This window comes from Cupriavidus pauculus (genome assembly GCF_002858765.1).
GTDB classification, from domain to species: Bacteria; Pseudomonadota; Gammaproteobacteria; order Burkholderiales; family Burkholderiaceae; genus Cupriavidus; species Cupriavidus pauculus_B.
In genome coordinates this window covers 39,242-50,809 of sequence record NZ_PJRP01000009.1, presented here as the reverse complement: position 1 = coordinate 50,809, position 11,568 = coordinate 39,242, and the positions used below count along the sequence as shown (strand labels likewise).

The window sequence follows — 11,568 nt, the reverse complement described above, 5'->3', positions numbered from 1 at the left end:
AGCGGTCAGGCCGATTGCATGCCCAGGAAGTGCCGGGCATAGCGCGGGTTCATGTCGCGCACGCGCAGCAGCGTCAGGAAATCGGCAACGTTGAAATCGGGATCCCAGGCCGGCAGGCCGCAGATCTTGGCGCCAAGGCGCAGGTAGCCCTTGATCAGCGCGGGCGGCTCGACGTCAAGCGTCTGGTTCAGGTCGTCCACGGGCAGCGGCACGCGCGGGAAGGCGTGATATTCGATCGGTGCCAGCGACTTCTCGGCGAACTGACGATAGAGGCTGGCCGCATAGTGGCCGCCGTCGCTCATCGGCACGCTGGCGCAGCCTAGCATCGATTCGAGGTTGTAGCGCTGCAGGTATTCCCCAAGGCCGCCCCACAGGGCCATGATCACGCTGCCCGAGCGATAGTCGCGGTGCACGCACGAACGGCCCAGTTCCAGCATCTTCGGGCGCAGGTGCGCCAGGCGGACCAGATCGAATTCGGATTCGGCGTAGAGGCAGCCGATGCGCTTGGCCTGGTGCGGCGGCAGCACGCGGTAGGTGCCCACGACCTTGAGCGTCTCCTGGTCGCGTACGATCAGATGGTCGCAATAGGCGTCGAACATGTCGACGTCTGTTTCATTGGCCGACGATTGCAGGCGGGCGCCCATTTCCTCGGCGAATACCTTGTAGCGCAGGCGCTGGGCCTCGGCTACTTCGTCCTGATGACGTGCCCACGCCACGCTGAAAGCAGGTGCCGGAGCTTGAACTTGGGTTTGGAGTTGTGCTGGCTGACGAGGAAGACGCCTCCGCGCCGACTGGCCAGTCAGGCCAGTGGGCAAGGAGTCGAAGAGCGGCTGGGTAGGCGTCGGTAAATCTCGCATCAGTGTGTCCTTTTGGTGACGAAACGGCTTGGAAACAATGTAGAGAGGCCGGGTGACAGCGCCGTGAACCGATGATGACGCTTCCGTGACTGACACATCGTTGTCGCCTGGCACAAGCCTTAACCATAGGTCAGGCCTACGCTAGCGCACATCGTCGATCGTCCAAAAGGACTAACTTGTGGAGAGTTTGTGACAACGAGGACTCATTTCCGTCGTCGTTGTCTTAAAAATGATTCAGAGGAGGTCGGGCTGGATGACCGCGCGCAGCACGACCTGCGCTTCATTCTCGCGCGTGCGGCCGGCCAGCCACCAGATGCCGCTTTTCTTCACGCTCCAGGGCAGTTCCTGGCCGGCGAGCAGCAGGCTGGCCAGTTGTCCGATCCATGGCTGGTGGCCGACCACTACCGTGTGGTCGTTGCCCTGCGGCCAGTCGATCGCGGCCAGTACGGCGCCCACGTCGGCACCCGGGGCCAGGTCATCCAGGATTTCGGCCTCGCCGGACAGGGCCGCCGCGGTTTCGCGCGTACGCAGCGCAGGGCTGCAGACCACGCGGTAGCCGGCGGGCAAATGGGCGCGCAGCCAGTTGGCAGACGTCTCGGCCTGCTTGCGGCCGCGACGGGTCAGCGGCCGTTGGAGATCCGCATTGCGCGAGATGCTCAGGGCATCGGGCAGATCTTCGGCTTCGGCGTGACGCCACAGAATCAGGTTCATGTTCGGCAGGGGCTTCGTCGAGCCTTGAGTATGGTGACGCACGGCGCGTGCCGCAAGTGCGCGAACGGGCCGCCAAAAACAAAACGGGCCATCCAGTGGGCGAAACCCACGGATAGCCCGTCAGTGTCGGTAGCAGCGATGTCAACCGCGTGACAGCGGCGCATCGGCTGCGCGCCGCGAACTCAGGACTTGTGGCGGAAGTTGATGCGGCCCTTGGTCAGGTCGTAAGGCGACATTTCCAGGGTGACGCGGTCGCCGGCCAAAATGCGGATGCGGTGCTTCTGCATCTTGCCCGAGGCGTATGCCCAGATTTCCACGCCGTTTTCCAGCGTCACGCGATAACGGTTGTCGGGCAGGGCTTCCGACACCACGCCGCCAAATTCAATGAGTTCTTCCTTAGCCAATCTGTTTTCCTTTGTGGCAGCCACGCAAGCTGCGTTAAGTTGCTGAGTATCTGTGGGCGCCCGGTCGCGCGCATCCACGTCTTGCCGCCATGGCGGCAGCCGCGCGATACGTCGTCGGGAAGCAAGCTGACGGGCTTGGCAAACCATGGAAGCCAGGCGGGTCAGAGAATCGAGTAGGGGCGCGGATGACCCTGACGATTGCCTTGCCACTTGCGGTTGCGCGGGCGTCTGGCGCATCCGTGTACATCACGGGGACAGCGGGCAAGGTGTTTCCGGGGCCGGCAACGCTTCCGCCTTGCCATATCCGAACAATATGAGGGCGGGCCGGTGGGTTTCCAGTGCGCCAGGCGGCGCTTTCCCGGTTAACAGGGCATGCTCAGATACCCCGAACTGACGCGCGATTGTAGCACGATCGCACCGCCTACGCGGGCGCAGCATGGGTGGGATCGCTGTTGCGCAAACGCCATGTACAGGCGCCCGATGGCATTGTGCGCTGCCGCATTGGCGCGGCATCCACGCCGACCCCATACCGACCCCACACCGCTCCATATCGACAATCCACCGCAAGGATGATGCATCCAACATGGTTTCCGTAACCTTTGTCCTGCAGAATGCCGCCGTCCCGCCAAAAAGGGACGCATTCACGACACAACAAGACAGAAATGGGGAACGGCAACATGTGCGCAATCTTTGCCCTGGTGGCATGCATCATCCTGGGGGCGCCGATCGAGCTATATGGTCTGGGTGCGGTCTGCGCAGTATGGGACCTGTTCAGGGCGGCCGAGGCGCGCAGGCAACTGCGTCTGCTGGAAGCGCAGGTCGAAGAGCTTGAAATGCCAGCGCATGAGACGACCGTCAGCCAGGTTGGTCCGCGACATGGCCGGCAAACGGCAGGCCAGGGAAGTCGGCACGGGATTGCCTGATTGCCAAAGAGGCCTGATTGCCAACGGCGGGCACGGCTGCGAGGTCTTATGCGAGGCCTGAACCAGACCTCGCATAAGACGAAAAAGAAAAAGGGCTCACGTCTTGCGACGTAAGCCCTTGATCGGACTGCCAGTACAACTTGCAAATATGGTCGGAGCGATAGGATTCGAACCTACGACCCTCTGATCCCAAATCAGATGCGCTACCAGGCTGCGCTACGCTCCGAAGCCGGCGATTCTATCGCGACACATGCGGCCAGGTCAAATGCGGTGTGCGGAAGATTGCAACGCGCCCGAGTGGCGGGCACGTACCCCGCTTCAGGCGGGATCGTATTTGGCTTGACTTGATGCGTCGCGCTGACATAATCCGCACACCGCAAACGGTCCGACCCGGCCCTTCACGCCTGGCAATGCTGTGCCCACCCGGACCTGGTCCCGACTATCACAACTATGGCACGCCAGCCCCGCTAGCGACGCGGGTGCGCTGAGCCGTGCCTGAGCCATGCTTCGCCCGCGATGCCCTGCATCGACGTGACGCGAGGCTGCCGGACCTGCGGAAAAACAAAACAGGACGGCTGCTCGCAGGCCGCAAACAGAAGGTAGTCCGGTGCCGTGCGGAGCACCGGCGATGCCTTTGTGAACGGGAATGAAGATGTTTCAGTCGCAGGTGGTAGTGCTGATCGCGGCCTTGTTCGTGCTGCAGATGGCGATCGTCTGTGCCGTGTTGCGGCGCTCTGCAGGTATGGAGCGCAGCGGGCTCACCTCGTGGGCAATCGGCGATCTGGTAGTGACCCTGGCCGCGGTGTTGTTGGCCGTTCATGGATATCGTCCCGAATGGCCGCTGGCGGCGCTGCCCGAACTGGCGCTGACCGCCGGGCTGTCGATGATGGTCCACGGCACGCGCCATTTTGTTGGCAAAGCGGGGCGGCCCATTGTGCTGGCCGTGCTGAATCTGCCTGGCCTGGTTGTGCTGGCCTTGCATGCGCTCGGCGGGCTGGCGGGCCTGGCGCCCGGTGCTTTGTCGGCCGAATTGTCGATGCCGATGTCACCGGCGACGGTCGCCGGGCTGATGCTCGGATCGTCGGTGATCCAGATGCTGCTGCTGCTGGAAATGATCCGGGTCGTCGTGCCGCGTTTGCCGGCGAAGCGCGGCACCGGCCGCCTGGCCATTCTCTCGCTCACCCTCGTGGCGCTGGCCTGCACCGTTTTCGCGGGCGCCCAGGCCTGGGCGCCCCTGTCGACGCTGGTCGACGGCCACCCGCTGGTGACGCCGGACGAGCGCGGCAACATCACGCTTTGCTTTGTGTTCGGCGTGGTGGGGCTGTCGATCAGCTTCGCGCTGATGGCGCATGACCGCCTGCGGCGCATCATCGAACGCCGTGCGCGGCATGACGACCTGACCGACGTGCTGTCGCGCGGCGCCTTCTGGGAAGAGCTGGAGCTGGCGTGCAAGCAGGCGGAACGCCAGCGCACCGCCTTCACCGTGGCCTTCATCGACCTGGATCACTTCAAGGCTATCAACGACCTCTACGGGCATCTGGCGGGGGATAGCGTCCTGCGCCATTTCGCGGGTTTGCTGCGCAAGGCGGCGCCGGCGCGTGCCGTGCTTGGCCGGTTGGGCGGCGAGGAATTTGCGATTGTGATGCCCGACACTACGCTGGAAACCGGTCGCGCCATCAGCGTGCGCCTGAGCGCGCTGGTGCGTTCGACCCCGTGCCCGTCGGACCCCGATCCCATTGCCTATACGGTCAGCATCGGCATGGCCGAACGCCAGGTCGGCGAGAATGCCGATGCGGTCATGCGGCGCGCCGACCGCGCGCTCTACGATGCCAAGCAGATGGGCCGCAACTGCGTGTCGTCGCACGACACGGCCGAAGGCGTCGGCATGCCCCGCCGCCCGCGTGTGCGCGAGCGAGAATCGTCCTGAGGCGCGCGCGCCCACGCCTTCCGTTTCGCCGGACCGACGACCCCTGGGGTCGCTGCAACGATGGCCCGCATCGGGTCGTCGCCGGCGCGTTCCCCTTGCGCAACCAGTGCGGTAGAATGCACGCCTTGCCGCAACGGCAAGGCCCTCATGGCCCCGGCCATCCGCCCTTAGCTCAGTTGGATAGAGCACTCGCCTTCTAAGCGAGCGGTCAGAGGTTCGACTCCTCTAGGGCGGGCCAATCAAATCAACGGTTTGCGACTTGTTTGCCACTGCTTGGTGGAGACAACCTTGCAAACGTGAAGAAGTCGCCCCATTTTTATCCCTCTGAGATCACCCGCGCCGCAAGTCGCGAACGCGTAGTGAAAGATCGCGTCATGGCGAACTCCGGAAATTGAATGATCGGATATTGGGGGCTCCGGGAACAAGGCGAAGGTGGTTGATGCTGTTCAGTCCTTTGTGAAGGGATTCAACGGCGTTCAGGCCGCGCTGCGAAGCCAATCATCGTTTGACAAGACCACGAAGGAAGACAGGCAGCGCGCTGCTCGGCGATGACGCGCTACGCAATGTCAAGGCCGCGCTCGACAGCGTCATCAACAATGCTGACCCTTCAACGTTGAAGTCGATTGGCATCACCCAGAGCTCCGACGGGACCCTGTCAGTGGATACGAAAGCCTTGGAGCGGGCGATGGAAGAGCATCCGGACGTCGTCAAGAAAGTGTTGCTGGGCGATGACGGAAAATCAGGGCTCGCGGCCGCGACCGGTGGCTTTGTCGACAACGCACTCGCTGACAGCGGCGCCATCGCAAAGAGCGAGCACGAGGTTCAGGAAACGTTGAACGGCATTTCCAGCCGCTATGACACTGAGACGCGCCGGGCTTCCGCACTGATGGAGACGTATCGGGCGCAGTACGCGCAGCTCGACATGTTTTTGAACCAGTCAAATAGCGCGAACGCTGCGTTCTCGGCGCAGATGAGGTTGCTGCGCCGATAACGGCCGAGGTCGTTGGCGAGCCCGATCCGAGACATATCGTCTGCGTGAGATCGTCCAGTTGGCGGGACCGAATCCCGTCAAGTTCCGGCTCGGCCTGCTGCACGTCTTTCGCCGAAGTCCATCACCAGGGCCGGCTCAGGGCATGCGGACGGTTTGGCGGTGTGTTTATTCGGCTGGCCGAGGCGGCGCGCCCGGAGGCGCCTTGTAGCGGTTGTAGCTCCAAAGGTATTGTTCGGGAAATCGCCGGATCAGCGTTTCCATCGCGCCGTTGAGCAGGGTGGCCTGGGCTGCGGGTTCATCCGGCATCTCGCCGGGCAGCCGCATCAGGTGCAGGCGCCATCCGCGCCCGCGTGGCAGGCGCTCGCCCGACGCGAGGATCACCGCCACTTTAGCCTGCGCAGCCAGTTTGCCCGGCAGCGTCATGGTGAATGCCTGGCGGCCAAAGAAAGGTACCCACACGCCCTCGCCAAGGCTCGGTGCCTGGTCGGGCAGCAAGCCCACCGCACCGCCTTGACGCAGCGCCCGCATGAAGGCGCGCACGCCCTGCGAAGCGGCTGGCACGGCGGTCAGATCAGAGGTGGAGCGCGCGCTGTCCATCAGCGCACGCAGATATTCCTGGTGGGGCGTGCGGAACATCACCGTAAGCGGCATGCGCCTGGCAACGTAGCGTGCCGTGATCTCGAAGCTGCCCAGGTGCGGGGTCAGGAACAAGATGCCCTTGCCTTCGGCGCGGGCGGTGTCGATCACGTCCCAGTCGTCGCAGATCACGCGCGCGATACTGTCGTCATTACGAAACCAGATGCGACAGGTCTCCAGGATCATGGCGCCGGCTTCTGCGGCCGAGCGGCGCGCGAAGCTGGCATCCGGATAGCCGGCCTGCGCGGCATTTTCCTGCAGGCGCTGCCGATATCGGCCGGGCAAGGCGTAGACGAGACGGCCTAGCGCACGACCGGTGGCGTGCAGCACGGGAAGGGGTAGCACTGCCAGCGCGCGGCAAAGTGTGGGCAGCCAGTGAGAGCGAGTGTTGGAGTCCAAGACCTGGGCGAAAACGGGGGTCGTCTTTTGCGAGTACGGGACGGTGGTTTTACCGTAGCCGGCCGCGCGGATAAAGCACCGAGTTGGAAAAGACTGTTGCACGGCATGGATATTGTGAGCATGCCGAAAACATGGCCAAAGGGGCGAGGCGCGCGGCGCAACGCTGTAGGGCGCTATGTGCGCTGGACCACATTCTGATGAGCTGTGTCCCGTCCCTCGGTTGCGCGGCAACGGTGTACGCCTTGTTCTGGTGTCTCGTATTTGCTGGCGGCTATTCGGTGTGGGCGGGCGAGGATGTCGGAACTGCCATGAACCCCGATAGACCCGGTCGATCGCGCAGACGTATCGCGCCCTAAAAACGGGGTGCAGCTGTTCAGCGCTGCACCCTTATCGGCAAAGAGCCATGCTTACCGAAAAAGTGAAGGGAGTCATTCTCCCTCACCCTGCAGATGGCCCCTTGTCGATGGGCATCTGCGGATGGAATTTTATATCGCGTACGCGTCACGTATTGCTCTGCGGTGGCGAATTCAATTTTCCAGATTGGCGGCCAAAACACCCGTCTTCGGGTGATGAACAGCCGTGGCGTTACGCCGCAATCTGACGCAGGCGGTCCAGCGTGGGCAAAAGCTCACTGGGATCGGGGCGCTGCGTGTAGTCGGGATTCACCTCGGCGTAAGCGATGACGCCGTCCTGGCCAATGATGTAGCGCGCCGGCATGGGCAGCGTCCACGATGGATCATCGTTGATCACGGCAAGGTCGGTCTTGAAGGCATTCTTGTAGATGTCAATGAGGTAATCGGGCAGGGCGAATCGCAGGCCGAATGCGTCGGCCACCGCGCCACGCGGGTCGTTGAGGATCGGAAACCCCAGCTTGTTCTGCGTGACGGCCTTTCGGCTGTTGACCGCCGATTGCATCGAGATGGCGACCATCGTTGCGCCGCGTGCCTCGATCTCCGGACGGGCCGCCTCCAGCGCCTGCAAATCCATATTGCAATACGGGCACCAGACGCCACGGTAGAACGTCACGACGACAGGCCCCTTCGCGAGCAAGTCGCCCAGATCGACCGTATTGCCGTGGGCGTCATGCAACGAGAACACGGGCGCCTGGTCGCCATCGCCAGCCTTGCGGGCGCGGCCGGCTTGACCGCTTTCGATCAGCTCATCGGTTTGCCGGTGAATGGCGTCCACGACAAAGCGCGGGACGTTGTAGGGCGGGGCGCCAGATTCCAGCGCGGCTTTGAATGCATCGAGTTTGGCTTGCAGGGACATGATCGACTCCAGGTCTTGGGGCGAAGCGTCTGGCGATGTGCGCCGCTTCGTTGGAGATAATTTCGTTCATTTGCCGGCGATGCGGTATGCGACAGCATCAACTAAGATATATCCGTTCTGCAAATGAATAACCCAGGCTTGGGAGGCGCTATGAGTGATCGGCTTTTTGCGCTGCGCCTGTTTGTGCGCGTGGCCCGTGGTGGCAGCTTTTCCGTTGCGGGGCGTGCCATGCAGCTATCCCAACCCTCCGTGTCCCGCATCATCTCTGGGCTGGAGGCCGAAGTGGGCGCTGCGTTGCTGACGCGTACGACGCGGGCTGTCTCGCTGACCGAGGCCGGGTCCGACTACCTGGCACGCATCGAGCCGATCCTTGCCGCGCTCGATGAAGCGGACCATGCCGCCAGAGGCACGGGAGAGTTGCGCGGCATCCTGCGCGTAGGCGTGCCGGCGAGCTTGGCGATGCGACAGATCATTCCGCGGCTGCCCGGTTTCATGGACCTGCATCCCGGACTGCGTGTCGACATGACGATGAGCGATCAGCGGCAAAACCTGGTGGTGGAGGGCGTCGATGTCGCCCTGCGCTTCGGTGCGCTGCCGGATTCTTCAGCGACCGCCAGAAAAATTGGCACGTCCCACCGCATTCTGGTCGCTTCGCCCAGCTACCTGCAGCGTGCCGGTGTCCCGGTCTCGCCGGCGGAACTGCCTTCCCATTCCATCGTCGTCGGCCCGGCGGCGATGGCCGGCTGGATTTTCCAGCGCGAAGGCCGCGAAACATCGGTGGACCTCGACGGCCGGCTGGTGGTCAATGTCAACGAAGCTGCGGCGACGGCGGCAGTCTCCGGACTCGGCATTGCGTGTCTTGGGCGGTGGGGGTGCCAGGAGGAAATATCTCAAGGCACCCTCGTCCATATCCTCCCGGAGTGGGCGCTCGAACCAATGGAGGTCAATGCGGTATTTGCGGCAGGGCGCGCTGCCAAGCCGTCGGCACGCGCATTCGTGGATTATCTTGCGAAAAACCTCGTTGACCTTTGATATACGCTGGCGCCTCCCAGGCTCCTGCTCGATTCCGATCTCATTTATACGGCAACGCCACATAAAAATGAAAAAATACTCATCGCCGCGCTGGTGATTTCAGCATCGTCAGCGTTCGCAGATAATTCCAATGGGAAAAATATCTATTTTCAGAGGTGCGCCATGTGCCACGGCGCCGATCTCAAAGGATCGGGAGCATTGGCCACCAAAAGCAATCCGCTAACCCCAAACCTGAAAACGTCCGCTTTCAAGAAACGACTGAATGATTATCCGGGCGTCATTGTTTCGTCGATAGTGCTTCGACCGAATGGAGATTTGATTCCTAAAACGTTGAAAGAGAATGGCGTAAAGCTACCGCCGTTCTCATGGCGGATCCAGGATCTGCGCGATATCAATCAATACATGAATGACGAGATCTTAAAAAGCCGATGATTTCCGGTCAGTGCAGGAGGCTGCTTTCGGGCCGCACTTAACGTTTGGCTGGCGTAGCGGAGCCCGCGCAGCAAGCGCGTGCTTCCTGAATGGGCGGGCACTTGACCGAGCCAAACGAACAGAAGACGCAGCAGTCGCCAGACTTCGGGGAAAGCAATGCCTTGCACCTCGTGCATTCATGGAAGTAGAGGCAAGCGTCGGTCGGCATCACTTCGATCGACACGTGTCCGCAATGCGGGCAGGTCAACGTGGATTCAAGGATGGGTCGTCGTCACTTTCAATGCCCTCAGGTGCAAAAAGGAGGATTGAATCGTCAAGGATTTTACTGCCGTGAGGAATGACGCTTTCTGGCCGATCTTAGCCGGCACGCACGCTAAGGTCCTCTGATTGATCCAGAAGGGACCTTCAAAATCCGCAATCGACCCCGCAGCGTTGGCGGAGCCTGTCGATAGTGATCCCTGCACGGTTTTCGATCCTCCAGTTGCGCTTCAAAGTGACAGTTTTCGCGGACGCTCCCCGAAACTGGCTTCCCTGATTCCTACAATCCGATCAGAACAGCGTTGCCCTGCGCGGGGCTTGGGGCTTGGGACAGGCGCGTGGCGACGGCCGTCATGACGCGCGATGCGGATGGCCCAGGCGGCGTCCGGGCGCTCTCCCTATCTCGACAGGAGCGAAAGACATGTTGACGCAGCAGACCAAGGAGATCGTGAAGGCTACCGCGCCAGTCCTGGCGCAGCATGGCCTCGACATCATCAAGTACTTTTACGGGCGCATGTTCGTGGCGCATCCGGAACTGAAGAACGTCTTCAACATAGCGCACCAGGAACAGGGCCAGCAACAGCAGGCGTTGGCGCGCGCCGTCTATGCGTACGCGGAAAATATCGACGATCCCAGCAGCCTGATGGCTGTGCTTGGCAATATCGCCAACAAGCACGCCAGCCTGGGCGTCAAGCCCGAGCAGTACCCGATCGTCGGCGAGCATCTGCTGGCCGCCATCAAGGAAGTGCTAGGCAGCGCCGCCACGGACGAGATCATTTCGGCATGGGCCCAGGCCTACGGAAACCTGGCCGATGTGCTGATGGGCATGGAGAGCGGGCTCTACGAGCAGTCGGCCAGCCAGCCGGGCGGCTGGGCGGGGTGGCGTACTTTCGTGGTGCGCGACAAGCGGCCCGAGAGCAGCGTGATCACATCGTTCGTGCTGGAACCGGTCGATGGCGGCCCGGTGCTGAATTTTGAGCCGGGGCAGTACATCAGCGTGGCGGTGGATGTGCCGGCACTGGGGCTGCAGCAGATTCGCCAGTACAGCCTGTCCGACATGCCGAACGCGCGAAGCTACCGTATTTCGGTCAAGCGGGAGCGGGACGAGGGCAAGCCGGCCGGCTACGTGTCGAACCTGCTCCACGACCATGTGGCCGCGGGCGACCAGATCAAGGTCGCGGCGCCATATGGCACGTTCCACATCGATGTACACGCCAAAACGCCAATCGTGCTGATCAGCGGGGGCGTGGGCCTGACGCCGATGATCAGCATGCTCAAGCGCGCCATCCAGGACCCTGACCGGCAAGTGGTGTTCGTGCATGGGGCGCGCAACGGCACCGTCCATGCGATGCGTGACCGCCTGCGCGAGACCGCCAGGACGCAACCGAACTTCAAGCTGATCGTGTTCTATGACAGCCCCTTGCCCGACGATGTGGCGGGCCGTGACTACGACCATGCCGGGTTTGTGGACGTCGCGAAGATTCAGCAGGCCATCCAGCTGCCGGATGCCGACTACTACATCTGCGGGCCGATCCCGTTCATGCGCATGCAGCACGATGCGCTGAAGCAGCTAGGGTTGCGCGAGGCACATATTCACTACGAGGTATTTGGCCCCGACCTGTTCGCCGAGTAGCCGCGCACAGCCGCGAACGCGCACTGCGCGCGCGTGGCCGCCGGTATGGCCGCTGGTATGGCATTTGCACGCTGCCGGATAGATACGTTCCGACAG

General features: G+C 62.4%; 12 protein-coding genes and 2 tRNA genes. 7 read left to right on the top strand and 7 right to left on the bottom strand.

Annotation, left to right across the window (positions count from 1 at the left end; genetic code table 11):
* Nucleotides 1–5: 5 nt before the first annotated feature.
* The 3 genes from CYJ10_RS18840 to infA all read right to left on the bottom strand — a co-directional run bounded on the left by CYJ10_RS18840 (nucleotide 6) and on the right by infA (nucleotide 1,972).
* Entirely contained in the window at nucleotides 6–857 is an 852-nt protein-coding gene (locus tag CYJ10_RS18840) for a GNAT family N-acetyltransferase (protein WP_101683002.1), read from the bottom strand.
* A gap of 234 nt (nucleotides 858–1,091) precedes the next feature.
* Complete coding sequence (locus tag CYJ10_RS18835) at nucleotides 1,092–1,568, bottom strand: SixA phosphatase family protein (protein WP_101683001.1); 477 nt, start codon at nucleotides 1,566–1,568, stop codon at nucleotides 1,092–1,094.
* Nucleotides 1,569–1,750: 182 nt separating this feature from the next.
* Complete coding sequence (gene infA / locus CYJ10_RS18830) at nucleotides 1,751–1,972, bottom strand: translation initiation factor IF-1 (RefSeq protein WP_008641674.1); 222 nt, start codon at nucleotides 1,970–1,972, stop codon at nucleotides 1,751–1,753.
* A 662-nt stretch (nucleotides 1,973–2,634) separates the two neighbouring features.
* Here infA and CYJ10_RS18825 point away from each other — a divergent pair.
* Nucleotides 2,635–2,895 carry a hypothetical protein gene (locus CYJ10_RS18825; protein ID WP_101683000.1) on the top strand — a complete coding sequence of 87 codons (261 nt, stop codon included), beginning with the start codon at nucleotides 2,635–2,637 and terminating at the stop codon, nucleotides 2,893–2,895.
* A gap of 149 nt (nucleotides 2,896–3,044) precedes the next feature.
* On the opposite strand, the gene CYJ10_RS18820 is transcribed toward CYJ10_RS18825, so the two are convergent.
* Nucleotides 3,045–3,121: transfer RNA gene (locus tag CYJ10_RS18820), tRNA-Pro, on the bottom strand.
* A 426-nt stretch (nucleotides 3,122–3,547) separates the two neighbouring features.
* Between CYJ10_RS18820 and CYJ10_RS18815 the strand changes: the two genes are divergently transcribed.
* The 3 genes from CYJ10_RS18815 to fliD all read left to right on the top strand — a co-directional run bounded on the left by CYJ10_RS18815 (nucleotide 3,548) and on the right by fliD (nucleotide 5,813).
* A complete protein-coding gene (locus tag CYJ10_RS18815; protein ID WP_101683183.1) occupies nucleotides 3,548–4,822 on the top strand; it encodes a sensor domain-containing diguanylate cyclase in 1,275 nt (424 codons plus the stop codon).
* A gap of 161 nt (nucleotides 4,823–4,983) precedes the next feature.
* Nucleotides 4,984–5,060: transfer RNA gene (locus CYJ10_RS18810), tRNA-Arg, on the top strand.
* 267 nt (nucleotides 5,061–5,327) lie between these two features.
* Nucleotides 5,328–5,813 carry a flagellar filament capping protein FliD gene (gene fliD, locus CYJ10_RS18805; protein ID WP_101682999.1) on the top strand — a complete coding sequence of 162 codons (486 nt, stop codon included), beginning with the start codon at nucleotides 5,328–5,330 and terminating at the stop codon, nucleotides 5,811–5,813.
* A 165-nt stretch (nucleotides 5,814–5,978) separates the two neighbouring features.
* Here the strand turns inward: fliD and CYJ10_RS18800 are convergent, their stop codons facing one another.
* Entirely contained in the window at nucleotides 5,979–6,821 is an 843-nt protein-coding gene (locus CYJ10_RS18800) for a lysophospholipid acyltransferase family protein (RefSeq protein ID WP_101683182.1), read from the bottom strand.
* A 612-nt stretch (nucleotides 6,822–7,433) separates the two neighbouring features.
* The gene (locus tag CYJ10_RS18795) at nucleotides 7,434–8,117 is read right to left on the bottom strand and encodes a peroxiredoxin-like family protein (protein ID WP_101682998.1); all 684 of its coding nucleotides are present in this window, start codon (nucleotides 8,115–8,117) and stop codon (nucleotides 7,434–7,436) included.
* A 150-nt stretch (nucleotides 8,118–8,267) separates the two neighbouring features.
* Between CYJ10_RS18795 and CYJ10_RS18790 the strand changes: the two genes are divergently transcribed.
* Nucleotides 8,268–9,149, top strand: a complete 882-nt coding sequence (locus tag CYJ10_RS18790) for a LysR family transcriptional regulator (protein ID WP_101682997.1) — start codon at nucleotides 8,268–8,270, stop codon at nucleotides 9,147–9,149.
* A 75-nt stretch (nucleotides 9,150–9,224) separates the two neighbouring features.
* Nucleotides 9,225–9,581 (top strand): c-type cytochrome, encoded by a 357-nt coding sequence (locus tag CYJ10_RS18785; RefSeq protein WP_374703282.1) that lies wholly within the window; start codon nucleotides 9,225–9,227, stop codon nucleotides 9,579–9,581.
* Nucleotides 9,582–9,618: 37 nt separating this feature from the next.
* Here the strand turns inward: CYJ10_RS18785 and CYJ10_RS34845 are convergent, their stop codons facing one another.
* Nucleotides 9,619–9,843 (bottom strand): GDCCVxC domain-containing (seleno)protein, encoded by a 225-nt coding sequence (locus CYJ10_RS34845; RefSeq protein ID WP_101682995.1) that lies wholly within the window; start codon nucleotides 9,841–9,843, stop codon nucleotides 9,619–9,621.
* A gap of 417 nt (nucleotides 9,844–10,260) precedes the next feature.
* Between CYJ10_RS34845 and hmpA the strand changes: the two genes are divergently transcribed.
* Nucleotides 10,261–11,472, top strand: coding sequence for an NO-inducible flavohemoprotein (hmpA, locus tag CYJ10_RS18775; protein ID WP_101682994.1), 1,212 nt, complete (start codon nucleotides 10,261–10,263; stop codon nucleotides 11,470–11,472).
* The last annotated feature ends 96 nt before the right edge of the window (nucleotides 11,473–11,568 follow it).

What these genes read in the sequence shown, in the direction of transcription:
- CYJ10_RS18840 (WP_101683002.1), bottom strand. Translation starts at nt 857, where the DNA reads ATGCGAGATTTACCGACGCCTACCCAGCCGCTCTTCGACTCCTTGCCC.
- CYJ10_RS18835 (WP_101683001.1), bottom strand. Translation starts at nt 1,568, where the DNA reads ATGAACCTGATTCTGTGGCGTCACGCCGAAGCCGAAGATCTGCCCGAT.
- CYJ10_RS18825 (WP_101683000.1), top strand. Translation starts at nt 2,635, where the DNA reads ATGGGGAACGGCAACATGTGCGCAATCTTTGCCCTGGTGGCATGCATC.
- CYJ10_RS18815 (WP_101683183.1), top strand. Translation starts at nt 3,548, where the DNA reads ATGTTTCAGTCGCAGGTGGTAGTGCTGATCGCGGCCTTGTTCGTGCTG.
- CYJ10_RS18795 (WP_101682998.1), bottom strand. Translation starts at nt 8,117, where the DNA reads ATGTCCCTGCAAGCCAAACTCGATGCATTCAAAGCCGCGCTGGAATCT.
- CYJ10_RS18790 (WP_101682997.1), top strand. Translation starts at nt 8,268, where the DNA reads ATGAGTGATCGGCTTTTTGCGCTGCGCCTGTTTGTGCGCGTGGCCCGT.
- hmpA (WP_101682994.1), top strand. Translation starts at nt 10,261, where the DNA reads ATGTTGACGCAGCAGACCAAGGAGATCGTGAAGGCTACCGCGCCAGTC.